This is a genomic window from Nocardia speluncae NBRC 108251, assembly GCF_001613245.1.
Taxonomy (GTDB): Bacteria; Actinomycetota; Actinomycetes; order Mycobacteriales; family Mycobacteriaceae; genus Nocardia; species Nocardia speluncae.
Map to the genome: position 1 here is coordinate 65,894 of NZ_BDBZ01000007.1, position 26,714 is coordinate 92,607.

21 protein-coding genes and 1 pseudogene are annotated in these 26,714 nt (G+C 67.8%); 18 read left to right on the forward strand and 4 right to left on the reverse strand.

Annotated elements, in window-relative coordinates; genetic code table 11:
• Window positions 1-6: 6 nt before the first annotated feature.
• Window positions 7-1,029, reverse strand: coding sequence for a BMP family ABC transporter substrate-binding protein (locus NS6_RS09770; RefSeq protein WP_068039819.1), 1,023 nt, complete (start codon window positions 1,027-1,029; stop codon window positions 7-9).
• Between the two features lie 3 nt (window positions 1,030-1,032).
• A complete protein-coding gene (locus tag NS6_RS09775; RefSeq protein WP_068040536.1) occupies window positions 1,033-2,229 on the reverse strand; it encodes an acyl-CoA dehydrogenase family protein in 1,197 nt (398 codons plus the stop codon).
• 212 nt (window positions 2,230-2,441) lie between these two features.
• On the opposite strand from NS6_RS09775, the gene NS6_RS09780 reads away from it, so the two are divergent.
• The 8 genes from NS6_RS09780 to NS6_RS09815 are packed head-to-tail and all read left to right on the forward strand — an operon-like array spanning window position 2,442 to window position 12,211.
• Entirely contained in the window at window positions 2,442-3,443 is a 1,002-nt protein-coding gene (locus NS6_RS09780) for a pseudouridine-5'-phosphate glycosidase (RefSeq protein ID WP_068039821.1), read from the forward strand.
• A complete protein-coding gene (locus NS6_RS09785) occupies window positions 3,433-4,146 on the forward strand; it encodes an HAD family hydrolase (protein ID WP_068039824.1) in 714 nt (237 codons plus the stop codon). Before NS6_RS09780 ends, NS6_RS09785 begins: the two co-directional genes overlap by 11 nt.
• Window positions 4,143-4,847, forward strand: a complete 705-nt coding sequence (upp, locus tag NS6_RS09790; RefSeq protein ID WP_068039826.1) for a uracil phosphoribosyltransferase — start codon at window positions 4,143-4,145, stop codon at window positions 4,845-4,847. Before NS6_RS09785 ends, upp begins: the two co-directional genes overlap by 4 nt.
• 9 nt (window positions 4,848-4,856) lie before the next feature.
• Window positions 4,857-8,696 (forward strand): non-ribosomal peptide synthetase family protein, encoded by a 3,840-nt coding sequence (locus NS6_RS09795; protein ID WP_068039828.1) that lies wholly within the window; start codon window positions 4,857-4,859, stop codon window positions 8,694-8,696.
• A 1-nt stretch (window position 8,697) separates the two neighbouring features.
• Entirely contained in the window at window positions 8,698-8,934 is a 237-nt protein-coding gene (locus NS6_RS09800; protein WP_068039829.1) for a tautomerase family protein, read from the forward strand.
• Entirely contained in the window at window positions 8,934-10,187 is a 1,254-nt protein-coding gene (locus tag NS6_RS34610) for an MFS transporter (RefSeq protein ID WP_068039830.1), read from the forward strand. Before NS6_RS09800 ends, NS6_RS34610 begins: the two co-directional genes overlap by 1 nt.
• Window positions 10,184-11,368, forward strand: a complete 1,185-nt coding sequence (locus NS6_RS34615; protein ID WP_068039832.1) for a questin oxidase family protein — start codon at window positions 10,184-10,186, stop codon at window positions 11,366-11,368. Before NS6_RS34610 ends, NS6_RS34615 begins: the two co-directional genes overlap by 4 nt.
• Before the next feature lie 12 nt (window positions 11,369-11,380).
• On the forward strand, window positions 11,381-12,211 hold the full coding sequence (locus NS6_RS09815) for a nitroreductase family protein (RefSeq protein ID WP_084470904.1): 831 nt from the start codon (window positions 11,381-11,383) through the stop codon (window positions 12,209-12,211).
• A 128-nt stretch (window positions 12,212-12,339) separates the two neighbouring features.
• Here the strand turns inward: NS6_RS09815 and NS6_RS09820 are convergent, their stop codons facing one another.
• Together NS6_RS09820 and NS6_RS09825 are read right to left on the reverse strand one after the other, a co-directional pair.
• Window positions 12,340-13,692, reverse strand: coding sequence for an NtaA/DmoA family FMN-dependent monooxygenase (locus NS6_RS09820; RefSeq protein ID WP_068039833.1), 1,353 nt, complete (start codon window positions 13,690-13,692; stop codon window positions 12,340-12,342).
• Window positions 13,693-13,703: 11 nt separating this feature from the next.
• Window positions 13,704-14,915 carry an LLM class flavin-dependent oxidoreductase gene (locus tag NS6_RS09825; RefSeq protein ID WP_068039834.1) on the reverse strand — a complete coding sequence of 404 codons (1,212 nt, stop codon included), beginning with the start codon at window positions 14,913-14,915 and terminating at the stop codon, window positions 13,704-13,706.
• A gap of 418 nt (window positions 14,916-15,333) precedes the next feature.
• Between NS6_RS09825 and NS6_RS09830 the strand changes: the two are divergent.
• From NS6_RS09830 to NS6_RS09875, 10 genes and pseudogenes are all read left to right on the forward strand, one after another.
• Window positions 15,334-16,325: pseudogene (locus NS6_RS09830) on the forward strand (amino acid ABC transporter permease).
• Complete coding sequence (locus NS6_RS09835; RefSeq protein WP_068039836.1) at window positions 16,322-17,092, forward strand: amino acid ABC transporter ATP-binding protein; 771 nt, start codon at window positions 16,322-16,324, stop codon at window positions 17,090-17,092. Before NS6_RS09830 ends, NS6_RS09835 begins: the two are co-directional and overlap by 4 nt.
• 49 nt (window positions 17,093-17,141) lie before the next feature.
• The gene (locus NS6_RS09840) at window positions 17,142-18,125 is read left to right on the forward strand and encodes an ABC transporter substrate-binding protein (protein ID WP_068039838.1); all 984 of its coding nucleotides are present in this window, start codon (window positions 17,142-17,144) and stop codon (window positions 18,123-18,125) included.
• 3 nt (window positions 18,126-18,128) lie between these two features.
• Entirely contained in the window at window positions 18,129-18,635 is a 507-nt protein-coding gene (locus NS6_RS09845; protein WP_068039840.1) for a GNAT family N-acetyltransferase, read from the forward strand.
• Window positions 18,636-18,797: 162 nt separating this feature from the next.
• Window positions 18,798-20,198, forward strand: a complete 1,401-nt coding sequence (locus NS6_RS09850) for an NtaA/DmoA family FMN-dependent monooxygenase (protein WP_068039842.1) — start codon at window positions 18,798-18,800, stop codon at window positions 20,196-20,198.
• The gene (locus NS6_RS09855) at window positions 20,195-21,832 is read left to right on the forward strand and encodes an ABC transporter substrate-binding protein (protein ID WP_210746817.1); all 1,638 of its coding nucleotides are present in this window, start codon (window positions 20,195-20,197) and stop codon (window positions 21,830-21,832) included. The genes NS6_RS09850 and NS6_RS09855 overlap by 4 nt, the downstream gene beginning before the upstream one ends.
• Complete coding sequence (locus NS6_RS09860) at window positions 21,829-22,830, forward strand: ABC transporter permease (protein ID WP_068039844.1); 1,002 nt, start codon at window positions 21,829-21,831, stop codon at window positions 22,828-22,830. The genes NS6_RS09855 and NS6_RS09860 overlap by 4 nt, the downstream gene beginning before the upstream one ends.
• The gene (locus NS6_RS09865) at window positions 22,827-23,684 is read left to right on the forward strand and encodes an ABC transporter permease (protein ID WP_068039846.1); all 858 of its coding nucleotides are present in this window, start codon (window positions 22,827-22,829) and stop codon (window positions 23,682-23,684) included. The genes NS6_RS09860 and NS6_RS09865 overlap by 4 nt, the downstream gene beginning before the upstream one ends.
• Window positions 23,681-25,387: a dipeptide ABC transporter ATP-binding protein gene (locus NS6_RS09870; RefSeq protein WP_068039847.1), complete on the forward strand. Its 1,707-nt coding sequence runs from the start codon at window positions 23,681-23,683 to the stop codon at window positions 25,385-25,387. Before NS6_RS09865 ends, NS6_RS09870 begins: the two co-directional genes overlap by 4 nt.
• Entirely contained in the window at window positions 25,384-26,598 is a 1,215-nt protein-coding gene (locus NS6_RS09875) for an acyl-CoA dehydrogenase family protein (protein ID WP_068039849.1), read from the forward strand. Before NS6_RS09870 ends, NS6_RS09875 begins: the two co-directional genes overlap by 4 nt.
• Window positions 26,599-26,714: the final 116 nt, after the last annotated feature.

Here is a 26,714-nt window from a genome sequence, read left to right on the forward strand (position 1 = left end):
TGGCGCCTATTCGCCGGGCGCGCGGACCGTGACCCGGCCGGCCACGATATTGTCACGGGTCTGCCGGACCTGCGCGACGATATCGGGATGATCGAGGATCACGCAACCGCTCGCGGCGGCGTCGTCGGTCAGTGAGGTGACCGTCGAACCGCCCTCGGCCAGGCCGTAGGCCTTCGAGGTGCCGCCGGGCACGCCGTCACGGACGGCGGCGAGCAGATCCAGCACCACCGTATCGATGCGTTTGATGGCATTGTCGACGACCCGGCCCGGCGCGAGCGGGCACTGGTTCACATCGACGCCGTAGGCGAACACCCGGCGCTCGACGGCCGCTTCGAAGATGCCCCCGTTCCCGCCACCGGTCACGGCGTATATCTGATCGGCGCCGTTGTGGATCGCGGTGAGTGCGAGCTCCTTCGAACGAGCCGGATCGCCCACCGCATTGTCGCCGCCGACGAACAGCTGGGTGTCGGTCACCGCGGGGTTCACGCTGCGGGCGCCCTGCGCGAATGCATCCGACCAGCGGTGGAAGAACGGTGAATCCAGCGCTGCGACGGAGGCCAGGTGACCGCTGCGGCTGAGTAGAGCGGCTTCGACACCCAGGAGATACGACGCCTCGTGCTCCTTGAATGTCGCGCAGCGCAGATTTTCCGGAATCGGGTCGGGACAGGAATCGATGAGTACGAACTGCTGGTCCGGGTATTGTTCGGCGTACTCGACAGCGAGATCGTCGAATTCGTAGGTGATCAGCACGATCGCCTCGGGGCCGGCGGCGATTGCCGCCTCGATATTGGCGCGGCGCGACTGCTCGTCCTTGCTTTCGTAGGTGCGCGCACCACCGCCCAGGGCGGCCGCGGCGGCGGCGGTGCCGGTATCACCGAGCTGGAGGAATTCGTTCTGGCCGATCGGCGCGTTGGTGATGTAGACGAACGCCGGGGAGTCGTTCTGCGCGATGCCGCCACCGCAGGCCGTGCCGGCGGCCACGACCGCAAGCACGGCGCAGAGTCGCCCGAACCATCGGGGGATACGCATCGGCTATGTCCTGTCGGCCCGCTCGGCGGCGAGGCTGTTGAGATAACTGCGGGGTGCGGTGCCGTTCACCGTGTGGTCACCGATGAGTGCGGCCTTGTAGGCGGCCGGATTGTGGGAGGAGATGGTGCGGGCGTTACGCCAGTGCCGGTCGAGCCCGGCGGCGGCCCGTACCGCGGTGGCGCTGCCCGCGTCGAACAATCGCCAGGTCGCGGCTCCGGCCAGGTCCGTGTTGGTGACCTGGGTGGCCGCCGAGTCCAGCAGGGCCTGCTCGGCCCGGTGCGGGGCCGGGTCGGCGGCGAATTCGTCGAGGGTGCGGGCCAGTAGCAGCACAGTGGCACGGGCGGTGTATGCCTTGGCCGCCACCTCACCGGCGATCTGTAACACCTGCGGGTCCTGCGCCGGTTCAGGAGTGGAGGCGAGCGGGTAACTGCGGGTGCGAGACCGGACGAGGGCGGCGGCGTCGTTCGCGCCGGCCTGCACGATACCGGCCTGGACCGCCGACAACACGAACTGGTAAAACGCCTCCATATAGTCGTTGAGCAGCGGATTGCGATGGTGCAGTAGGTAGTCCGGGTCTACCCAGACATCCTCGAATACCGCTGTTCCGCTGGCAGTGAGCCGTTGCCCGAAGCCGTCCCAGTCGTCGACGATGGTGACTCCCGCGCAATGCCGCGGAACCAGGGCCGAGACGAATTCGCCGTCCACGACGACCAGCACGTTCAGCCAGTCGGCGTAGAGACTGCCGGTGGTGTAGAACTTGCGGCCGTTCAGCAGATAGTGGTCACCGGCATGTTCCAGAGTGGCAGACAACGAATTCAAGCTCGACGTATTCGTTTCCGTCCCCGCGGGTCCGAAGAACGCGCCGCCGGCGGCGGCCCGCAGCAGGCTGTCGCGAGCGGGACCCGGCGCGGCCTGGCAAAGGATCTCGACGAGCCCGGAATGGCCACGCAGGACCTGCGCCAGATTGGAATCCGCCGCCGCGATATCGATCAGGACCCGGGCCAGCACGCTCACTTCGGCGCCGGCGCCGCCGAACTCGGGCGGCACTCGCAGCGCACCCACGCCGGCCGCCAGCAGGTCCGACAGGTGCCGCGTGGGCAATATGTGCCGGGCGTCCCGCTCGGCCGCACCGGCCGAAAGTCCGGAGACGACCTCGGCTAGGCGTTCGAGGCGGGCAGGAAGATCGTCGGCTGAAACCATTCGATACCTCGTTCGGGTGCGGGCGCGATACCGCCGGGCGACCGCGCGGGAAAGCGGATTTCGCAGGAGAAAACCACGAAACATACGGCGCCGGAAACGCTTCGGCTCACCGTGGCCGAAATGGTGGTCCCGGCGGTTCGCCCGGCGCACCATCACGGAACAGTCAGTGCCCCGCGTCCACACCCGTACTCCCGGGGGAACGGAGTCCATGTATGTCCGATGCCGACCGCAACAGCTTCGTGTCGATCAGGATCGCCGCGGAAGTCGATACCGCCCTGCGCCGCGGCCATCCCGTGGTGGCACTGGAATCCAATGTCATCGCCCACGGCTTCCGCCGGCCCGGCAACCTCGCGGTCGGCCGCGAGGTCGAGCAGGTGGTGCGGGCAGGAGGCGCGGTGCCCGCGACGATCGCGATCGTGGACGGCGCCGTCGTCATCGGCCTGGAAGACACCGAACTGCAACGCCTCGCCACCGCCTCCGGCGTCGCCAAGGTCAGCAGTCGCGATATTGCCGTAGCGGTTGCCGGGGGCGGGCTCGGCGCGACCACGATTTCGGCGACCATGGCGCTGGCCCGGCACGTGGGAATCGGCACCGTGGCCTCGGCCGGGCTGGGGGGTGTGCACCGCGGTGCCGAGGATTCCCTGGATATCTCCTCGGATCTGACCGAACTCGCCCGCACCGGTCTGATCGTCGTGTGTGCCGGTGTGAAGAAGATCCTCGATATCGGCCGGACCCTGGAGTTCCTGGAAACCCAGGGCACCCCCGTGATCGGCTACGGATACGACCGGTTTCCCGCGTTCTACTGCCGCGACAGCGGGTTCCCGGTGCCCGTGCAAATCGACGATCCGCGCCGCATCGCCGAGGTCGCCCGGCTGCACCGGCGGTTCGCCGGGGGCGGATCGGTCCTGGTCACCCACCCTATCCCCGAGGCGGACGCACTGGACGGCGACACCATCGAGGAGGCCATCGCGCAGGCCCTGGCCGATACCGCGGCCGCCGGTATCACCGGATCCGCGGTGACCACCGCGGTGCTGCGAGCGGTCGACGATGCCACCGGCGGTGCGGCCGCGGCCGCGAACCGCGCGGTCCTACTGAGCACCACCGCGGCCGCCACCGATATCGAGGTGGCGCGCGCCGCAATCCACCGCACGAGCGGGCCGCCGGAACCGGCCGGCCCGGCCACGACCGGAACGGAGCCCGCCCATGTCCGTTGAACCTTCGGCGCTGTTGTTCGATCTGGACGGCACCCTGCTCGACACCCCCCGCGCCATCGCCGAGCAGTTCTCGGCAGCCGTCGAAACCGTCACCGGTAACCACCCGGGTATCGAAGCGGCCCGCCGGCTGATCGGCGCACCGCTGGAACGTATGGCCGCCACATTGTCCGGTAGCGAACCGGATTCGGTGGTGGCCGCCGCCGTGGCCGCCGAATACCTCGTGCGGTACCGGGAACTGATCGTTCCGAAAGCGGCGGATCTGCTGTTCCCCGGCGTGGGCGCGGGGCTGGCCCGGTTCACCGCCGCCGGGCTGGTGCCGGCCGTGGTCACCAGCAAGAAGCACCACAGTGCCGAGCTGATATTGGAAGCCGCCGGTATCCGCGACCGGTTCGCGGTCGTGATCGGCGCCGATGATGTCGGTAATCCGAAGCCCCACCGGGACAGCGCTGATGCCGCCCTGGCCGGTGCGGGCCTGCACGATATCGGCCCGGCCGGTGCGGTGATCGGCGATACCGCAGGCGATATCGGCCTCGGCCGCGCTATCGGGGCATTCACGATCGGGGTGAGCTACGGGGTGTATTCGCCGGAGCAGATCACCGCGACGACCCCCGATCTCGTCGCCCACACCTTCGACGACCTCACCTACGCCGTGCTACGGCGCCACCGCAGTCTCTCCTCGGATCGAAAGCGAGACCGGATATGACCACATGGACCCACCCGGCGACCGAACCCGTCCGGATCGACAAATACCTCGGGGTCAATGTTTTCGAACTCCCGCACCGGCCGGGACTGCTCGCCCTGCACACCGAGGCCCGCGATACGGGTACCGGCCAGGAGCGGTTCGTCCGCACCACCGGGCGGATCATCCGGCTGCTGCTCGAGGAGGCGCTCTCGCACCTCGAACATCGCCCGCACGCGGTCACCACGCCCACGGGATATGAATTCGACGGCACCCGGGCGGTGTCGCCGCGACTGTACGCGGTGACGATTCCGCGGGCCGGAGATGCGCTCGAAAGCGGACTTCGAGAGATCCGGCCCGATACCCGCCTGGGCAAGATTCTCATCCAGCGCGATCCCACCACCAAACAGCCGAAGTTGTTCTACCGCAAACTACCGCCGGATATCGCCGGACAGGAAGTGCTGCTGCTGGATCCGACCATCGCCACCGGCGGCACCCTGCTCACCGCGGTGAACGAACTCGTCGCCGCCGGGGTCGAGGAGCACCGGATCATCGTGGTCAATGTGCTCACCTGCCCGCAGGCCATCGCCACGGTGCTCTCCCGGCGCCCGGACCTGCGGATCGTGACCTCCCATATCGATACCGGCCTCACCGACCAGGCGTTCATGCTGCCCGGTATCGGCGATTTCGGGGACCGATTCCACGGCACGGTAACCGGCGCGTGAGGAGCAGCCATGACATCGACCGAGTTGATACGTCTGCTCGATACCCAGGTCGCGGCCTGTCCGGGGGCCGTCGCCTGTATCGATGATTCCGGCTCGCTGTCCTATCGCGAACTGTGGGAGCGGGCCGGTCGCGGCGCGCGCACGTTGCAGCAGGCCGGTGTCGCGCCCGGCGATACGGTGGGGCTGCTGCTCACTCCGTCGGTAGAACTGGTCGTCGCGGTCTGGTCGATCCTGCGCAGCGGTGCGTCGTATCTGCCGCTGGCCGTGGATAATCCGGACGAACGGCTGGCCTGTATGGTCGCCGACAGCGGTATCCGGGTAGTGATCACCGAAGCCGGCACCGAACCCGCGGCCGCCCGTATCCTGCCGCCGGCCGCCCGCACCGTGCCGATCGACCGGTGGCCGCACGACCACCGGGGGGCCTCGCCCGCGGCCGCTGTCCACACCGATTCCCCGGCGTACACCATCTACACCTCGGGTACCACCGGAGCGCCCAAAGGGGTGATGATCGGCCGGCGCGCGATGGTGAACCAGATGACCTGGCTGGCCGGCGAGTTGGGATTATCGCCGGGGGCGCGGATTCTGCTGAAAACCCCGGTCGGGTTCGACGCGGCACAGTGGGAGCTGCTGGCGAACGCGGTGGGTGCCACCGTGGTGGTGGCCGCGGCCGGGACACACACCAGCCCGGAGAGCATTCTCGGCTACATCCTCCGGCACCGGATCACCGTAGTGCAGTGCGTGCCGACGATGTGGTCCGAACTGGTGGCCCTGCCCGGCCTCACCACGGCGACCGGACTGGCCACCGTGGCCAGCGGCGGGGAGCCGCTGCCGGTTCCGCTCGCGCTGCGCCTGCGGGAGACGCTGCCCGGCGCCCGCATGATCAACCTCTACGGCCCGACGGAAACCACTATCAATGCGACCTGGTTCGACTTCACCACAGCCGACCTCACCGGATCGCGGGTGGTTCCGATCGGCCGGCCGGTGCCCGGCTGCCACACCGTGGTCGTCGATCCGGCCGGTGCGGTGGCCCGTGACGGGGAGATCGGTGAGCTGCTCATCGGTGGCGTGCAGCTGGCAGCGGGGTACCGCGCCCGGCCGGCGGAGACCGCGGCCAAGTTCCGTACCGAGGCTCTCGGCGGCGGAGCTCCGGAACGCCGCTATCGTACCGGCGATCTGGTGCGCCGCCGCGCCGACGGGGTCCTGGAGTTCGTGGGACGCGACGACGAACAGGTGAAGATCAGCGGGCACCGGGTGGAGACCGGTGAGGTCCGGGTCCGCATCGAACAGCATCACTGGGTGCGTGCGGCCGCGGTGGTGCCGTGGCAGCCCGAACGCGGCGGTACCCGGCTGGCGGGTTTCGTCGAGCTCGATCCCGCCGAGGCGCCGCTGATGGATCAGGAGCTGGCCGGGCGCCATCACCGGTCCAAGTCGACGCGTACCCAGGTGACTGCGCAACTATCCGATCTCGGACTCCGGCATTTCGGCCCCGGCGAGGGTATTGGGCTGCCGGGGGCCGAACCCCGCCCGGAAGTCCGCCGCCGCGTTTTCGCCCGCAAGACCTACCGGACCTTCGACGACTCCGCGCCCACCCTCGCCGAGCTGACCGCACTGGTCCGGGGCGCGGCGAACGAGGTGACCAGTGCCCGCCGCCCGCTCAACCTCGCCACACTGGGGGCACTGCTGCGCTGGCTGGGACCGTTCCACAGTCCGGACCGGCTGCTGCCCAAGTACGCCTACGCGTCGCCCGGGGCGCTCAACGCTACCCAGGTGTACGTCGAGGCCGCGGGCCTGCCGGGGCTGGCCGACGGTGTGTACTACTTCCATCCCGTCCGGCACGGCCTGTTCCGGGTCGCACCCACCGGCCGGAGCGGCGTGCATCTGCACCTGGTGGGCCTGGCCCGGGTGATCGAATCGGTGTATTCGACCAATGTCCGGGAAGTGCTGCATTTGGAAGCCGGGCATATGCTCGGCGTGCTCGACGAGGTGGGCGCCGAATGCGGGTGGCAGCTGCGCACGATCGCGGCGAAACTGCCGGGCGGGGTGCCCGAGGGCTATCTCACCGCGACCGTCACGATCGAGGCGCAACCCGATATTGCGCAGCCGGGCCCACAGGTGCAGGCACTGGTCCAGATCCACGGTGATATCGGCGGTACGCCGCAGGGGATCTACCAGTTCACCGAATCCGGTCCGCGGCGGCTCACCGAGCGGAAAATCGAACGCCGTCACGTGATCGCCATCAATCAACGCTCCTACGACCGGTCCTGCTTCGGAATCGTCCTGACCGTCCCGAAGAGTCGCGGGTGGGCGGGTTTCACCGAACTCGGGCGGGTCCTCGCCCGGCTCCAGCAGCGGGGCATCCGGGCGAACCTCGGCCTGATGTCAGCGGGGTACTCCTCGCTGACCGGTCGCCCACTGCCGTCGGCCCGCCGGTTCGGCGAACTGTTCGCCGAGACCCCGCCGGCCGATTCGCTCACCTATTTCGCTCTCGGCGGCCGGGTCTCGGACGACCAGCTGGCCGACACCGGAATGACCGAGGACGCCCTACACATGGCCGGCCCCGAAGAATTGCTCATCACCGATCTGCGCACGGTACTGCCCCGGGCCATGGTGCCCGCCACGATCCATGTACTCGACCGGATCCCGCGGTCGCCGAACGGCAAACAAGACCGCGCTGCCCTGACCGAGCTCGCTGTGCGACTGGATCGGCAACGGGAACGCCACACCGAACCACCCCGGACCGAACGCGAACGTGAGGTCGCGGAGATCTGGTCGGAAATCCTCGGGTACCGCCCCGTATACCGCGACGACGACTTCTTCGACCAGGGCGGGAACTCGATATCGGCACTGCGGTTACTCCGCGCCCTCGAACAGCGGCTGGGCGGCACGCTACCGGTGCAGACCGTGTTCCGCACCCCGACCCTTGCCGGTCTGTCCGCAGCGACGGCCGAAGCCGCCGCCGCTGCCGGAAAACCCGCAGCCGCCGGTCCGGACCGGGTACTCACCCGGCCGTCGGCCACCGGTGCCGGCAGCGAGGCGCCCGGCCCCTCGCGCATTCTGCGGCTGGCCGGGAGCACCGGCTCCGGGGATCCGACCACGGTGATCTGGCCCGGGCTGGGCGGTTATCCGATGAGCCTGCGCCCGCTCGCACAGGAACTCGGCCGGCCCGGCCGGGCGGTGTACGGGGTCCAGGCCCGTGGACTCAATATCGGTGAGCGGCCGCATACCGAAATCGCGGCGCTGGTCGCCGACGATGTCGCGGAGTTACTCGCTCGCGGACTGCCCGAGCCGTACCGGATCGTCGGATATTCGTTCGGTGCCCGAATCGCGGCCGAGGTGGCGCAACAGCTCACCGAGGCCGGCCGTCGCGTAGATCACCTGGTCTTGATCGCACCCGGTTCCCCGGTGATCGCCGGGCTGCCCGGCGACACCGGGGATACGCACTACCGCAACCCCTATTTCAAACGGATCCTCGCCTCGGTGTTCTGCGGCAGCGTCGCACCGGCCTACGCCGCCGATCTGGATACCCGCGTGACGAGCCGGCCGGAATTCCTCGACCTGATCGCAGCTCGCGAACCGGCCTTCGGCCGGGATCTGGCCGAACGGATCGTCACGGTGGTCGAGCACACCTACCGGCTCCGGGACCAGCCCGCCCGGGTGGACCCCGACCTGCTGGACAGCAGCATCTTCCTGCGTGCTCGCGGCGACGGCCCGTCCTTCGCCGATGTGCCCGTCCCGCCGTTGCGCCACCGCATCCGGCCGGTCGGCAATCTGCTGTACCACCACTACGAAATCATCACCGCCGGAGCGTTCGATATTGCGGCGGCGGTCCTGGAACAGGAGTTGATCTGATATGCCGCACGTCGAGATCTGGCATCAGCCCGCCGAGCTGTCCGAGGGCGCGCGCCGCCGGCTGGCAACCGATATCGCCGCCGCGGTGGTCCGGGCCTACGGCGTACCCGAGGGCGTGGTGTCGATCGGTACGGAAACCATCCCTGCACAGCACTGGGACGACCAGGTCTACCGGCCCCGGATCACCGAGCGCGCCGACACCGCCGGCAGCCGGCTGCTGCGCTCACCGGACTACTGATGGCGGCGCGTATCGAGACACCTGCGGGCACAGCCGCCCCGGCCGCGCTCGGCGCTATGGTCGCGGCCGTTGCGGCCGTAGCGCTGAACCTGCGTCCCGGCGTCACCACTGTCGGGCCCGAACTCGCGGCCATCACCGCGCATTTCGTGGCGGGCCCACGCATCGCAGGGCTCATCGCCGCACTGCCGGTATTCGCCTTCGCGCTGGTGAGCCTGGCGACCCCGCACGTTCTCTCCCGGATATCGGTGCGCACCGGATTGCTCTGGGCACTCGCACTGACCGGTGCCGGTCTGGCGGTGCGTCCCTGGGCGGGGCTCGCCGTATTCGTGATCGCGACCTTCGTCGCCGCTGTGGGCGCCGGCCTGGCGACCGTGCTGCTGCCGGCCCTGATCCGGACAGTGGGGGACACGCGAATCCTGGTGACGGCCTTCACGACCGCGCTGCAAGGCGGCGCGGTACTGGGCTTCGCGACGGTGGTGCCGCTGTCGCAATGGCTCGGCTGGCAGTGGGGTATGGCCCTGTGGGCGGTGCTGGCGCCGGCCGCCGCAGGGGCGTTGTGGCGGGCGCAGCGCGGCCCGTCGCCCGTGGCGCTACCCGGCCCCGCAACGGCCATCGATCCCGTGCGTTACCTGCTCCGCACCGGCACCATGCGACTGGCGATCTTTTTCGGCCTCCAAGCCCTGGTCGCCTTCGTGGTGATCGGCTGGTTGCCGTCGGTGCTGCGCGACGCCGGGCAGAGTGCGGCCGCCGCCGGTGGCCACCTGGCCCTGCTCACCTGCGTCGGGCTACCGATCGGCCTGCTCGTCACACCGCTGGTGGCCACGTCGGCCCACCCGTCCCGTTGGCTGGCCGGGTTCAGCGCGTGCAGCGTTGCCGGGATCGCCGGTTTCCTGGTCGCACCCGCCACGGCACCACTGCTGTGGTCGCTGATTCTCGGGACCGGTCTGTCGGTGTTCTCCCTGGCACTGACCGTGATCACCCTGCGCGCCGGATCCGCCGGTCAGGCCGTGCTGCTGTCCAGTGCGGTGCAGGGGATCGGCTACCTCCTCGCCGCCCTCGGCCCGTACGCGATCGGGCTGCTCCGGCATACCGGCGACGGCTGGACGGTGCCGCTCATCGCCCTCCTGCTGGTCGCCGTGGCGCAAACCGTATTCGCCGCGGTCGTCGGCGATACCACCGCCGCCCACCCGGAAGACAGTGCCCATCCGGACGACAGTGCCCATCCGGACGACAGACAGGAGTCCCGTTCATGACGAACCCGGCACTCGGCGCGGTCGCCGATCTGCTCGACGACCGCAGCTATCACATCGAATTCAACGGTCACCTCACCAATCACGTCAAACACGCGGTGATCGCGCTCGCCGGAATCGGCGCCCCGGAACACCTCATCCGTGACTACTACACCGAATACGCCCGGCTCACCGCCTACGGCTTCCCGCTGGAGCCGAAACGCACGACCGGTCAAGTGATCGATGCCGGTAACTGGCGCGAATATCTCGGGCAGCGGGTGCATTTCACCGCGTATCACGAATTCTTCGATACCGAAGTGCGGCGCCTCGGCATCGACGGCGCGCTCGCCACCTACGCACCCGAGCTACTGCACGGCTGGATCGGCGCCTTCACTCATGCCACCATTCACCTGGGCTGGGCCGTATGGGCCGGTCACCCGGGAATGACCGCCGAAGCACTCGCTTACCTCACGTTCTCCGCGGTGCCGGTTACCCCCGGTGACCGCGCACCGAGCCCGTACGCCGACGCCGCCGACCCGTGGGAATCCCTCCTCCGGCTGAGTGCGGGCTGGGCGGCCGATACCGAATTCCGGTCGGCCGTCGAATCGGTGATCGACCATACCGACACGGTCACCGAACTGCACCCGGAGCTACGCCGGTCGGGATTACAAGCCCGGGTGGCGGCCATCGCCGCCGCCGATATTCCGGCTCTGGCCGATACTCCCGCCTGGGTCGGTGACGGCGCCGATCGGCGCGCCGAGCTGCGCCGGGCTGTCACCCTGTTGTACCTGGCGGTGCCCGGCGATTTCGTGGTGCTGCACCTGATCACCTCGCTGTTCGCACTGGAGGTGATCGCCGACCGGCTGGATTCGGCCGCCGAGCGCGACCGCATCCACGACCTGTTCTGGGCGGGGTTGCGGATCATCATCGCGGCCGAACGCAAAATCCCCGACCCACGGAAACTCCGGGCCCTCGCCGATATCTACCCCGATACCGGCCCGGAGACCGGTGATCTCCCGGTAGCCGAGTTCGAGGTCGCCGCCCGCCGGGCGTGGCTCGAGGACGAAGAACACAACCCCAAACTCGTATTCGTGCTCCGGCAGTGGTGGGAAGAGCACCGCCGGCCCGCCTACCGGCACGCCGCCGCCCAGTTCACTCGGACACCCCTGCTCCCGCCGAGTTTCGACGAACCTCCGAACGATTAGTCAGGACCCACCGTGACCAACACGATCTCCGATTCCCTCCAACAGCACCTGGACGCGCGCTACGGCGCCACCGCACCCGCCGCCGGCGACACCGGCAACGCCACCCTCGAAGTACTGTTGCGCCACCGCACGGTGCGTCAGTACCTCCCCGGCGAAATCAGCGAGAACGAACTCCAGGTGATTCTCGCGGCCGCCCAATCGGCTTCCACCTCGGCGAACTTCCAGTTCACCAGCGTGATCGTGATCGACGACCCGGCCGTCCGCGCCCGGCTCGCGGAACTCGCCGGCGGACAACAGCTGATTCTCGACGCCGCGGTATTCCTGGTGTGGGTGGCGGACTGGTCGCGCAATATCGCGGTTGCCCGGGAGCACGGTCACACCGTCGAGGCCGCGCACTACCTCGACAGCGCGATCTCCGGCATCGTCGATGTCACTCTTTCCGCCCAGAACGCCGCCGTTGCCGCCGAATCCCTCGGCTACGGCATCACTTTCGTCGGCGCCCTGCGCAACCGGATCGACGACGTCATCGCCCTGCTCGAACTCCCCGAGTGGACGTTCCCGGTCTACGGTCTGGCGATCGGTATCCCCGACCCCACCGACCCCGCCGGTATCAAACCCCGCTACAACCAGAACGTCGTCGTCCACCGCAACACCTACACCCCGCCCGCCGACATCGATATCGCCGAATACCTGGACCGCATCAACGCCTACTACCGGGAACAGGAACTTCCCGCCGACTGGGTGAAAAACCGGCTTGCCGGGCGCATCTCGACCAAGGAGAGCTTGCACGGCCGCCAGGGCATCCGCGCCAGTTTCCGCAACCAGGGCTTCGAACTGCGCTGACGGCGCGAATCCGCCACCACCGTCGTCCCGGTTCCCGCCTGCGGCGAACCGACGGTCCAGGCTTCGACAACACGTCGATATCCCGGGCAGGTTCCCGGCCGTCCCGAAATGAGGACGGCCGGGTCCGCTCATTCGGCCGCGGACCGCACTGCCGCAAGGCCGAGATTCTCACGCAGGGTGGTGCCGGTGTACTCGGTACGCAGCACACCACGGTCCTGCAACAGCGGGACCACCCGGTCGACGAATTCGTCCAGACCCCACGGCACCAGATGCGAGCCGAGGATGAAACCGTCCGAGCCGCCGCCCTGCACGAAGCTGTCGATCTGTTCGGCGACCTGCGCAGGTGTGCCGACGAGCGCCCCCCGTTCGAACTGGTCCAGCACCACCTCCCGCAGCGTCAGCTTCTTCGCCTCGGCGACCGCACGCAGGTGGCGCACGGTGGCGAAGCGGTCCTGGTGCACGAACGCGCGGCCCTGGATGATCGGCGGGGCCTCGGGGTCCGGGTCGATATCGGGTACCGGGCCTTCCGGGTCGAAAGCCGACAGGTCGCGATTCCAGAGCTGTTCGAGCAGGATCAGGGCTGTCTGCCCGGTGACCTGTTCGTTGCGGACAGCGTGGTACTTCTCGACGGCCTCGGCTTCGGTATCGCCCAGGAAGAAACTCGCCGACGGCAGGATCTTGATATCGCCGGCATCACGCCCGGCGCCCACCGCGCGTGCCTTGATATCGCGATAGAACTCCGCTGCCTCCGGCAGCTGCCCGTACGGGGAGAAGATCGCGTCGGCATTGGCGGCGGCGAAATCACGGCCCTGCGGGGATACTCCGGCTTGCAGGATCACCGGCCGGCCCTGCGGGCTGCGCGGCACCGTGAAACGCCCGGAGATATCGAACTGTGCGCCGTCGAAGGCGAACGCGCCGGCGTCCGGGCGCGCCAGGAATCGGCCGGACTCCTTGTCCGCGACCACATCGCCGTCCGCCCAGGAATCCCAGAGCTCGCGCACCGCGGCCAACGTCTCCGCGGCGCGTACATATCGATCGGCGGGGTCGAGAAATCCGCCGCGGCGGAAGTTGCGGCCGGTGAAGGCGTCGAAGGAGGTCACCACATTCCACGCGGCACGTCCGCCGGACAGGTGGTCGAGAACGGCGAAACGGCGGGCCAGTTCGTAGGGCTCGTTGAAGGTCGTGTTGATGGTGCCCGCCAGACCGAGATGTTCGGTTACCGCGGCGAGCGAGGCGAGAACGGTGAAGGTATCCGGGCGGCCGATAATATCCTGGTCGAAGATCTTGCCTGCACGTTCGCGCAGCACGAGCCCCTCCGCGAGGAAGAAGAAATCGAACTTCCCCCGCTCCGCGGTGCGCGCGGTGTGCTCGAAACTGCCGAAATCGATCTGGCTGCCGGCCTCGGGATGCCACCACGCGGTGTGGTGGTTCACGCCGCCGAGGAATGCGCCCAGGATGACCTGCTTACGGGGAGTACTCACGGGGACCTCGCTCAGGCAGTCGCGTAACGGTTGGGGACGGTGGTGGGCAGGCCGAGCAGTGCGCGTAACGATCCGTGCGGGTATCGGGCCCGGAAGACTCCGCGGCGCTGAAGTGCGGGCACCAGCCGGTCGGTGATGGCGGCGAGATCGTCGACCGCGACACCCGGCCGCAACCGGAAACCGTCGACACCCCGCTCGCTCCAGTCGACGAGCAGGTCGGCGAGCTCCTCCGCGCGTCCGGCGAAGACTGCAGCGTCCGAGTCGAATTCGGACCCGGCGGTGTCGTCCAGCAGGGCCAGGCGCTGCGGTCCGGTGGCGTCGCCGGTATCGAGGAATACCACCAGGTCGGTGTAGGTCCGCAAGCGTTCCCCGGTGCGTCCCACTCGGGCCGATGCGGTGGCGACCTGTTCGAGTATTGGTTCGGGTCCGGTTTCGCGCGCCGGGGTGACGAAGACGAGATCGGCACTGCGTGCGGCGAATTCGTAGATCAACGGCGCATGTGCGAGCGCGCTGACCACCGGTTGCCCCTGTGGCGGACGCGGGGTGATCGACGGCCCGCGGACATCGAAGAACCGCCCACGGAAATCGATGTAGTGCAGTTTGCCGCGATCGATGAACCGGCGCGCGGCGATATCGCGGATCTCGGCGCCGTCCTCCCAACTGTCCCACAACCGCCGGACCACTTCCACGGCGTCGGCGGCCTCCTCGAACAATTCGGCGACGGAATCGGGAAACGTGCCGGTGGCATGGGCCTGCGCGAGTTCGGTGCCGGTGAGTTCACCGATGGTGCGCCGCCCGAAATGCGCGGCCTCCGCGGCAGTGGCCGATACCCGGGCCTGCCAGCCCGCCCGGCCGCGTGAGGTGTAGTCCAGGGTCGCGAGCGCGGTCGACAGATGAAACGGTTCGGTATGGGTGGTGGTTACGGTCGGGATGAGGCCGATATGCCGCGTGACCGGTGCGATCCGGGCGGCGATCAGCTGCGCGTCGATCCGGGCCCGGACGCGATCGAGCGGCGGATCGACGGCCGTGCCGCGGTCACCGGGAACCGCCAGGTTGTCCTCGATACTCAGGAAGTCCAGCAGACCACGCTGCGCCGTCGCCGCCAGATCCGTCCAGTAGGCCGCGGTGAACAGTTCGGCCGGCCGGGAATTCGGCGCCCGCCACGCGGCGGGATGCCACCCCGCCCCGTCGAGCGCTACGCCGAGATGTAGTTGCTGCGCCATCGTCTCTCGTTTCTTGTGCGTACGCCAGTGGTGTACAGGTGAACGCGGGCCGGCGGTCCGCGGTGGGTTCCGGGGTACTCGGCGGGCGGGGGGAAATCAGGGTCCTACCCGTGGCGGAGGTCAGCTGTTCACCCGGCACCCCTGGCGGGGGCGCTTTCGAACGGCCGTCGGCTGCCGCTACTCGCTCGCCGGACATGTCGTGTCAACGGTTGGGATCAGTCCGAGCGCGGCGGAATGCAGGCCGCGGTGCTGTTGTCACCCTCGCGATTGGATTCACGGTGAACATGAACGGCGACACCGGACTACCGCCGCGCCTACATTCGGCTCACCATCCACAGCGGCCAGGGGACGAACCGCCGGTATCGCCCCGATATCGGACCGGTGCCGCCACGGCGTCCGATGGAGGATTGATCGTGTCATGAAGACAGTCGCAGCCGTCGGCGACGACCCCGCCACCGTGCGGGCCGCAACGGTCGACGAGACCACCCTGCCACTGGCGCGGCGATGGCATCCGTGGCGGTGGGTGGTTTCGGCAATTGCATTGGTCCTGGTGGCCCAGTTCATCCACGGCCTGGCCACCAATCCCGGCTGGGACTGGCCGACCTTCCTCGAATACTTCACCGCCGACGCGGTACTGAAAGCCCTATGGGTGACCGTGGAACTCACCCTCTACGGAACCTTCTTCGGATTTCTGCTCGGCATCTGGCTCGCCATCGGGCGGTTGTCGCGCAATCCGGTATTGCAGGTGATCTCCTGGACCTATATCTGGGCGTTCCGATCCATACCGCTGATCGTGCAATTGCTGTTCTGGTTCAATCTCGCCTACCTCTACCGGACCCTGTCCCTCGGCATCCCGTTCGGCCCCGAGTTCGTCCGGTTCGACGTCAACGGTGTGATCAGCGGATTCGCCGCCGCCGTGGTCGGGTTGGCGCTGCATCAGGCGGCTTATGCGGCAGAGATCATCCGCGCCGGCATCATCTCCGTGGACCCCGGCCAGGTGGAGGCGGCGAAATCGCTGGGACTGCCGTGGCGGCGACAGTTCTTCACCATCGTGGCTCCGCAGGCCATGCGGGCAATCCTGCCGAATGCCGTGAACGAAGTGATCAGCCTGTTCAAAGGCACCTCGATCGTTTCGGTGATGGCGATCGCGGAACTCTTCTACCAGGTGCAGGTGATCTTCGGCCGCAACGGGCGCGTGGTGCCACTGCTGATGGTCGCCACGGTCTGGTACATCGTGCTGACCACCGTTCTCACGGTCGCGCAGTACTACATCGAACGGCATTTTGCGAAGGGCAGCGAACGTGAACTGCCGCTGACGCCGTGGCAGCGCGTCCGCCGTAAGGTCGCCGAGATCACCGGGGAGCGGCGATGAGCCGGCCTACCGGTGCCGAACCGGGGGAGGGGATATGACCACACCTGAGTACGCCGTGGAACTGCGCGGAATCCGCAAATCCTATGCCGGCACCGAAGTGCTGCGCGGTGTCGATCTGGCAGTCCGGGCCGGTGAGGTGACCGCGATCCTCGGCCCCTCCGGTTCGGGAAAATCCACGCTGTTGCGCATCATCAACCACCTGGAGAAGGTGGACGCGGGCATTGTGCGGGTGGGCGGCGAACTCGTCGGCTACCGCCGCAAAGGCGCCACACTGCACGAGCTACGCGAACGGGAGATCCTGCGGCAGCGATCCCGGATCGGGTTCGTTTTCCAGAACTTCAATCTGTTCCCGCACCTGACCGTCCTGGAGAATGTGGCCCTCGCGCCGATCGCGGCGCAGGGCCGCCCCCGAGCCGAGGCGGAGGCAGCCGCTACGGACCTGCTGCGGCGGGTGGGCCTGGGAGACCGGTCGGCCGCCTATCCGCGCCAGCTCTCCGGCGGACAGCAGCAACGGGTCGCCATCGCGCGCGCACTTGCCCTGCGGCCGAGGGTGATCCTGTTCGACGAACCCACCTCGGCCTTGGACCCCGAACTCGTCGGCGAGGTCCTCGACGCCATCCGCGGCGTGGTCCGCGCCGGCGCGACGCTGGTGATCGTCACCCACGAGGTCGGATTCGCCCGCGAGATCGCCGACACCGTCGTCCTGCTGGATGCCGGCCGCATCATCGAGCAGGGCCCACCACACGAAGTGCTGGACAACCCAGGCCACGATCGCACCAAAGCCTTTCTGTCACATGTGCTCTGAGCGCGCACGAGCGTCGCCGGCGTCGATTCCGGAAGTGAAGGACACCCCTATGCGTTATCCCCGAACCGGCCGGTGCCGCACCGCCCTGGCCGCCGCATCCACCACCCTCGTCCTGGCGGCGACCGCCTGTGGGGGCGGCGGCGAAATCGGCAACGAGGTCCGCACCGCCGACGGACACGTTTTCGACCTCTCCCCGGAACAGTCGAGCCGCGTGCGCACCGAGAAGGTCGACAGTATCGCCGCGCAGGTTCCGCAGCATATCCGCGACCGCGGCACCCTGGTGGTCACCGGTTCGTCCACCACCGGCCCACCCCTGCGGTTCTACGCCACCGACGACCGTACGATCGTCGGCTCGGAGGTGGATTTCGCCTATCTCCTCGCCGATATTCTCGGGCTGGGTCTCGAGGTGCGCGCCGCCGACTGGTCACAGAACTTCGTGCAGCTCGATTCCGGCGAGGTGGACGCCTTCATCTCCAATGTGACCGTCACCGAGGAACGGAAGGAGAAATACGACTTCGCCACCTACCGGCTCGACAATATCGCGCTGGAGGTCCCGATCGACGCCGACTGGACCTACACCGACCGGAAATCGCTGGCCGGTAAACGGATCGGCGTCGGCAGCGGCACCAACCAGGAACAACTGCTGGTGGAATGGAGCGACAGCAATACCGCCGAGGGCCTGCCCGCCATCGATATCGCCTACTACCAGCAGACCACCGACTACTACCTGGCCCTGTCCGCGCACCGGATCGACGGTTTCCTCGGCCCGAACCCGGTAGCCGTCTACCACTGCGCGACCTCCGGCGAGACGAAGATCGCCGCGACCGTGTCCGGCGCGGGCGACGCCTTGCAGGCCGAGATCGCCGTGGCCACCAAGAAGGACAACGGCCTGATCGGCGCCGTCCACCAGGCGCTGCAATACGCTGTCGGCAACGGTATCTACCAGCGGGTCATCGACCGCTGGGGTTTGCAGAGCGAGGCGGTGCCGCAGTCGCGTATCAACCCACCCGGACTACCGAAGCAACAGGGGTGACCGATGCGCCGCATCCGCCACGTCACCCAGGACGATCCGCTCGCCGCCCCGCTGCTCACCGAGCTGGCAATCGAATACAGCCTCCGCTACGGGAGAACCGCCGGCGAGATCCGGCACGAATTGGCGACCTACCCGGCCGCGGAGTTCGCGCCACCGGACGGCGGCCTGCTGATTGTGATCGAGGACAGCGAACCTGTGGCAGGCGGCGCCTTCCGGCGTTACGACACGAACACCGCGGAACTGAAACGGATCTGGACCGCCCGCGAACACCGCCGCCGCGGCCTCGGCCGCCTTGTTCTCGCCGAACTGGAAGCCGAGATCATCCGCCGCGGCTACAGCCGCATCTACCTCACCACCGGCCCCCGCCAACCCGAAGCGGTCGCGCTGTACAACGCCGCCGGATACACGGCGCTGGGCCGTGTGCTCGAACACGAGGTCGGCCGTTTACACCCCTTCGAGAAATACGTGCCGGCCGGCGCGAATCCGCGACCAGGCAGCACAGCGGCCTAGAAGGTGCCGACGCCGGCGAGAATATCGATACTCGTGGTCGTGCCGCCGTGGTCTGGATGTCGGTTGCCGATCCAGGTGATTTTAAGTATTCCGCTGCTTTCGGGTGCGGTGCTAGCGTCATTCACCGGTTGTTTACTTAGTCTAGAGAATTGAGCCTCGCCGGTGCCGCGTGAATTGCTGTACAACGCTTTCCTGCACTTGACCCCGAATCATCACAGTCATGGCTACTGGCGTACGCCCGAAGGGCAGGTTCAGTACGGTTATTCGAAGCTCGATCCCTATGTGGAAATAGTGAAAACGCTCGAACGTGGACGGTTCGACACCCTTTTCATTGCCGATGTTTCCGGTGTGTACGATCTCGATTTCGGCGACGGCACCGCGTCCATCCGCGCCGGATCCCAGTTCCCGGAGCCGGATCCGGTCACCATCGTCTCGGCGCTCGGACTGGTCACCGAACATCTCGGTATCGCGGTGACCAGCAATATCATCCAGAGTCACCCGTTCGCTTTCGCGCGGCAGCTGTCCTCACTGGACCATTTCACCGGCGGGCGGGTCGGCTGGAATATTGTCACGTCATACCTGCGCAACGGTTTCCAGAATTTCGGGTACGAAGATATTGTCGGTCACGACGAGCGCTACGAATGGGCGCAGGAATATGTCGATGTGACGTATAAGCTCTGGGAGAAGTCGTGGGAGGACGGCGCCGTTCTGCACGACCCGGAGACGAACAGATTCTTCGATCCGGAAAAGATTCACCGGATAGACCACCGTGGTCCGAGGTACAGCGTGGCCGGTCCGCATATTGTCGAACCATCCCCGCAGCGCACGCCCGTTCTTTTTCAGGCCGGTAATTCACCGATCGGTCGGGAATTTGCTGTGCGCAATGCGGAAGTGACGTTCTTACCGTCGGTAACGCCGGAGGCGGCGCGCCGTGATATCGCGGTTCTCGACGATCTCGCCCGCGCGCAAGGTCGCGACCCGGCCTCGCTGAAGAAGATCGTCCAGCTGTCCACGGTGATCGGGTCGACCGAGGAAGAGGCACTGCGCAAACAACGTCACCTGCACGACAACACCGACTTCGCCGCGTTGCAGGCGTTCTACAGCGGCGGTACCGGGATCGATTTCTTCGGGCTCGACCCCGCGACCACCCTGACCGAGCTACAGGAGCGCGCCTCGTTCGGCGAGCATGTGCGTTCCACTCTGCGGGCTGCCGCCGACGCCGATCACGGTAACGGCGCACCTGTCACCTGGGGCGACTATCTGCTGCGGCATGCGCTGCTACCGGGACGGTTCGCCGGTACCCCGGAGCAGATCGCCGACGAGGTGCAGCGTTGGGCCGACGCCGGCGTGGACGGGTTCAACGTCGTCCCCATCACGACCCTGGGCTGGTGGGACGAATGGGTCGACCACGTGCTGCCGGTACTGCAACGCCGCGGGCTGGCCCAGCGGGAATACCATCCCGGCACCCTGCGGGAGAAATTGTTCCGCAAGGAAGCCGCGATCGATCCCACCCACCGCGCGCATACGGTGACCCTGGGTGGCGACCGGACTGTCCGGGCGTGACCGGCCCGCGGTTACGTGGGCGTCGCGCGGCGACAACCGTGATGGGGCTGGCCCTCACCGCGGTACTGGCCGCCGGATGCGGCGCGGCGGCCACACTGCCCGACTCCGCGGCCACCCGGCGAATCGAGGGCGGCACCATCACCTACGCGCACTACCAGGAGCCGCCCTGCCTGTGGGGTGGCTGGGTCCAGCAGGCGTATCTGTCGCGGCAGGTCTTCGACTCGCTGGTGAGTTACGACCACGGTGAGATCCGTCCATGGCTGGCCACCGCCTGGAAACAGTCGGCCGACCGCAAGGCAGTGACGTTCACCCTGCGCCGCGACGTCCGCTTCACCGACGGCACACCGTTGGACGCAGACGCCGTGGTCGACAATGTGAACTTCTGGCTGGAAAACCTGGGCTGGGTAGACTATTCGTTCCTCACCGGCGCCGACGCCGTGGACGAGTACACCGTCACCCTGCACACGAGTGAGCCCAACCCCGAGATCTTCAACGAACTCGCCAACGGCCACTTCGGCATCCAATCACCCACGGCGCTGCGCGAACATACCGCGGAACAGAACTGCCTCACCCCGGTCGGCACCGGTCCTTGGATCGTGGGGCAGTGGAAGCGCGGCGAGGGAATCGACTTCGTGCGCAACGACGACTACAACTCCGCACCCGCCAATGCCCGGCATCAGGGTCCCGCGTATGCCGAACGGCTGGAATGGAAATTCGTTCCCGACGCCACCACCCGTTGGGGATCGCTGCTCACCGGCCAGGCGGACACGGTGTACGACATCCCCTCGTCCCAGTGGGCGACCGCCAACCGCGACTACCAGGTCCTCAATTATGTCGCGACCGGCCGGCCGCAGGCACTCACCTTCAACACCGCGCAGGGGCCGTTCACCGACCGTCGTCTCCGCCAGGCATTCACTCACGCCGTAGACCGCGTGAAGATCGCCGGTGCGGTATTCAAGGGCTCCGTACCGTTCGAGGGCAACGGATCACTGAGCAAGACCACGCCCGGGTATCTGCCCGTCGACGACGCCCTGCCCTACGACCCCGCTGCGGCCGACCGACTGCTCGATGCGGCCGGCTGGACCGAGCGCGACAGCGCGGGCTACCGGATGCGGGACGGGAAAGTGCTGGAGGCGCGGCTGCCCTACGGGCTGGGCTCGATCATCACCCCCGACGGGTCCACGGCTGTCCAGATCGTCCAGGATCAGGTCCGCCGGGTCGGGATCAAACTCGATCTCATTCCGCTCACTCCGACCCAGCAGTTCGGCGGCGCCCACGCGAAACAGCACGAGAAGGAGATCAGCTTCGGTTACTGGGTGTGGCCGTCACCGAGCATCCTCTACATAACCTACAAGGCGGGTACCGCCGCTGCGCCCAACGGCAACAACACCGCCTTCTTCGACAATCCGGAGGTAGAGGCGAAAATCCTCGATGCGCAACGCGAACCGGAACCCGCCGAACGCACCCGCAAATACGCGGAACTACAGGTCTGGTTCCAGAACGAGGCCGTCGCCGTCGGCCTCTACAACTACACCTACAACCTCACCGTCGCCGACAACCTGAAGGATGTCTGGCAGGACAGCGGCAATGGACTGCCCGTCTTCAGCGACGCCTATTTCGTGGAGCCGTCATGACCGGTGCAAGCGTCTCCGAAGCCACCACCGCACCGGTGTCCGCGGCCCGCGCCGATGCGATCGTCCGATCGGTTGCCGCGCGGATCGGCTCGGCCGTCTTCGTGCTGTGGGGTACGGCCACGGTCACCTTCCTGGTGCTGTCGGTCCTGCCCGGGGACCGTGCCACCATCCTGCTGAACATCCGCTCCGGTCAGACCATCGAACGCACGTCCGAAGAACTCGCCCCGATCAATGCCGAATACGGGTTCGATCAGCCTGTCCTCGCGCAGTACTGGACTTACCTCAGCGGGTTGCTGCGCGGTGACTTCGGCGAATCACTGCAACTGCAACGGCCTGTCGTCGACATCATCGGTGAACAGATCGCCCCCACCCTCACCCTCGCGCTCGGGGCCCTGGTGCTTGCCTGGGTACTGATCATCCCGTGGACGCTGCTCACCGCCGGACACGGCCGCCGGGCCGGGGCACTCGGCTCCGCGGTCGAAACGATCACGGCGGGATTGCCGCAATACTGGGTCGGGATACTGCTGCTCATCGTGCTCGCGGTCCAGCTGCGCTGGTTTCCGGTGCTCGGCGGGACAACTCTCGCCGGGACCGTGTTGCCGCTGGTCACGCTCGCGATACCGCTGGCCGGTTTCCTCGGGCAGGCCATTCGTGGCGAATTCGACCGGGCCGGCCGCCAGCCCTTTGTCCTCACGGCACGGGCCCGGGGAATGGGTATCGCCGGTGTCCGGGCCCGGCATGTGCTGCGCCACTCCCTGATTCCCGGGATCACCCTCACCGGCTGGGCGGTGGGCAGCCTGCTGTCCGGTGCCGTGCTGGTCGAAACAGTCTTCGCCCGACCCGGATTGGGCAATGTCCTGGTCACCGCGGTGACCTCGAAGGACTTCCCGGTCGTCTCGGGGATCGTGATCCTGATCAGCTTCGCCTACATCCTGATCAACCTGGTGATCGACGCCGTCTACGTCGTCGTCGATCCGCGTCTGGAGTCCCACCGATGACCACACCTGTCACCCTGGCACCGCCCGGCCGCGCGGCGGGGCGCATCCGGCCACCGCTGCGTGTGCTCGTCTGCGCCGGGATCACCCTGTTCTTCGTTGTCGCCGCGCTGCTCCCGGGAGTCGTGGCCACCCATTCACCGTGGCATACCGATCTGGACAATGTGCTCGACGCCCCGTCGTTCAGCCACCTGCTCGGTACCGACAACGCCGGGCGTGACCTCTACAGCCGCATCGTCTGGGGAACCCGCGAATCCCTGTCCATCGGGGTCGGGGCGATCGCGGTCGCGCTGGCCATCGCCGTCGTCCTCGGCTTCGCTGCGGGTATCGGACCGCGCCTGGTCGCCGAACCCGTCAACCGCCTCCTGGAGATCCTGCTCGCGTTCCCGACACTGCTGCTCGCGCTCCTCCTGGTCACATTGCTCGGACCTTCCGCACAGAGTCTCGTAATCGCCGTCGGAGTCGGCACCGCACCGGGTTACGCGCGCCTGATCCGGGCCCAAGCGCTCGGAGTGAAGAATTCCGGCTACGTCGAATCGGCGCGCGCCCTGGGACATACCGGCCGCACCATATTCGTCCAGCACATCTTCCCGAACGCATTGCGCCCGTTGCTGGCGTTGTTCACCCTCGGTATCGGGCAATGCGTGGTCTGGGCCTCCGGGCTGTCGTTCCTCGGGCTCGGCGTCGCGCCGCCCTCGGCCGAATGGGGTGTGCTGCTCAACGAAGGCAAGAGTGAAGTCCTGACCGCCTGGTGGCTGGAGGTATTCCCCGGGATCGCGATCGTGCTGATCGCGCTCGGTGTCACACAGCTCGGGCGTTTCCTGCAGGACCGTGCCGAAGGGAGAACCGACCGATGACCACCGAAGCCGAACGCGGTATCCACGTCGAACATTTGAACGTCTCTTTCCGCACACCGGCCGGGGATATCGTGCCGGTCGTACGCGATGTCTCCTTCGGCGTGCAGCCCGGTCGTTGTGTCGCCCTGGTCGGTGAATCGGGATCCGGGAAGAGCGTCACCGCGCGCACCCTGCTCGGACTCACCGGCGACACCGCGATCGTCGACGCCGCCGGCCTGTCCCTGAACGGAGAGGACCTGCTGACCACCACCGAGCGCCGCTGGCGGCGAATCCGCGGTACCCGGATCGGGTTCATCCTCCAGGACGCCCTGGTATCCCTCGACCCGCTGCGCCCGGTCGGTGCCGAGATCGGTGAGAGCATCGGCCTGCACCACCGGATCGGCCGCGCCCGCCGCCGGGAGCGCGTCCTCGAACTGCTCGAGCGAGTAGGCGTCCCCGAACCACGGCTGCGGGCACGCCAGCGCCCGGGGGAACTGTCCGGCGGGCTGCGCCAGCGCGCGCTCATCGCCTCCGCTATTGCGCTGGGCCCCGAGATCGTCATTGCCGACGAGCCCACCACCGCACTCGACGTCACTGTACAAGCGCAAATCCTCACCGTCCTCGAGGAGATGCTCGCCGCAGGTACCGGTGTGGTGCTCATCAGTCACGATCTGGCCGTCGTTGCCCGGCTCGCCGACGATATCCTGGTGATGCAGGGCGGCCGGATCGTGGAATCCGGTACTGCCGAAACAGTTCTCGGCTCGCCCCGCCACCCGTACACCAGGCAGCTGATCGATGCGATTCCCAGCGAACACACCAAGGGCACCCGGCTGACCCGCGGCCCCGCCGCACATACCGCCGCCACGCTGTTCCCCGACCGGCCCGGCCCGGCCGCCGACCCCGGCGAGATCCTGCTCGAAGCACGTCACATCGTGAAGTCCTACCGAGGCCCCGACCGTGTCACCCGCAGGGTCGTCGACGATGTCTCCTTCCGGCTGGCGCGCGCAGAGACGCTGGGCATCGTCGGTGAATCCGGTTCCGGTAAGAGCACACTCGCCCGGATCGCGCTGTCGCTGGTTACTGCGGACGGCGGCGAGATCCGCTATCGCGGCGCCGTACGACCGGCGGCGGATACCGCCGAACAACGCCGCATCCGGCGCAAGATCGCCGTCGTCTACCAGGATCCACTCAGTTCCTTCGACCCACGCTGGACCGTGGGCCGGATCCTCACCGACGCCGTCCGCCTCGGTGACCCACACAGGGCGCACCGGGCGCGTGAGCGAGCGCTGACCCTGCTCGACGTGGTCGGTCTCGCCGGTGCGCATATCGGCAGCCGGCCCGCCACCATGTCCGGCGGGCAACGCCAGCGCGTCGCCATCGCCCGCGCCCTGGCCGCCGACCCGGAGATCATTGTGCTCGACGAAGCGGTCTCCGCACTCGATGTCTCGGTCCAGGCCCAGGTGCTCGACCTGCTCACCGACCTGCAGGAACAACTGGGCCTGAGCTATCTGTTCATCTCCCACGATCTGGGCGTAATCCACCACATGAGCGACCGGGTCCTGGTCATGCAGGGCGGACGGGCCGTCGAACAGGGCGACGCCGACCAGATTTTCACCGAACCCCGCGAGCCCTACACCCGGCGGCTGCTCGCTTCCCTGCCGCGCCTGGAATACGCACGGCTGCACACCACCCGAACCAGCACTCAGGAGCGCATCGGCGTATGAGTACCCGCAGCACCGCCACGATCCGCGACGAGGTCGCCGCAGTGGCCGCCACCGCCCGCGCCGAAGCCGCGCATCGCGAACGGCACCGCAGTTCGCCCGCCGGCCAGGTGCGCGGCCTCGCCGACGCCGGTCTCGGTGCCCTGCGCGTTCCGGCGGAGTTCGGCGGCGCCGACGGCACCATCGGCGACCTGGCCGAACTGCTGGTCGAGGTCGCCGCCGCCGATTCCAACCTGACCCAGATCGTGCGCGGGCACCTCGGATTCGTCGAATCGCTGCGCGCACAGTCACCCGGGGCCGGCCGGGACGAACTTCTGGAGGCCGCCGGTAGCGGTGAACTCTTCGGTCCGGCCGCGTCGGTCCGCGGGCCCGCCGTACCGGTCGCCGGCGCCACCTCTCTCGTCGACGGCGATACCCGGCTCATGGACACGGGTGGCACACCGCGCCTGTCCGGCACCAAGTACTACACCACCGGCAGTCTGTACGCCGAGTGGATCAATGTCCTCGTCCCTGTCGAGAACGGCTACGCCGAGGCCGTGGTTCGGCGTGACGATCCCGGTGTCACCGTCACCGACGACTGGAACGGTTTCGGACAGCGCCACACCGCCAGCGGCACTGCCGTTTTCGATGATGTTCCGGTCCGCCCGGAACATATCTTCCCCCGCGCGGACCCGGACCTGGACGCCTACCTCAACGCCTTCTACCAGTTCGTGCATTCGGCCACCCAGGCCGGAATCACCCGCCGCGCAGGCGAAGACCTCGCCGGTATCGTGCGCGGCCGCACCAGAAGCTACCCGCTGGCCGCCGCCCCGGAACCCCGCAGTGACCCGCAGGTCCTCGGTGTGGTCGGTGAGGTCGTCACCCGTGGCTATGCCGCCCGCGCCGGCGTCTCCGCCCTGGCAGCAACGTTCGACCGCTTCCACGCCGCCCCGCTCGTACAGCGGCCCGCGCTGCTGGCCGAGGTTGTCGTCGAATCCGCGGCAGTGCAGGTCCTCAACTCCAGGATGGTGAGCGAGGCCACCTGGCTGCTCTTCGACGCCGCGAGCGCTTCCGCGGTGGATGCGGATCTGGCCCTGGACCGGCATTGGCGCAACGCCCGGACCATCTCCTCGCACAACCCGTCGATCTACAAGGCCCGGATCGTCGGCGATCATGCGGTCAACAACCGGCTGCCGGGCTCCCCGTTCGCGCCGGCGGAGACGTCCGCGCGATAGCAGCTGCGCCGCCTGCCACGCAGCCCTTCCTTCCGGCGCATTTGCGTTCAGGACCGGCAGTGTCCGGGCGGCAGAGGCGTCGGCGTGGTCGAGCGGGTGCGCGCGCTGCGGGATCG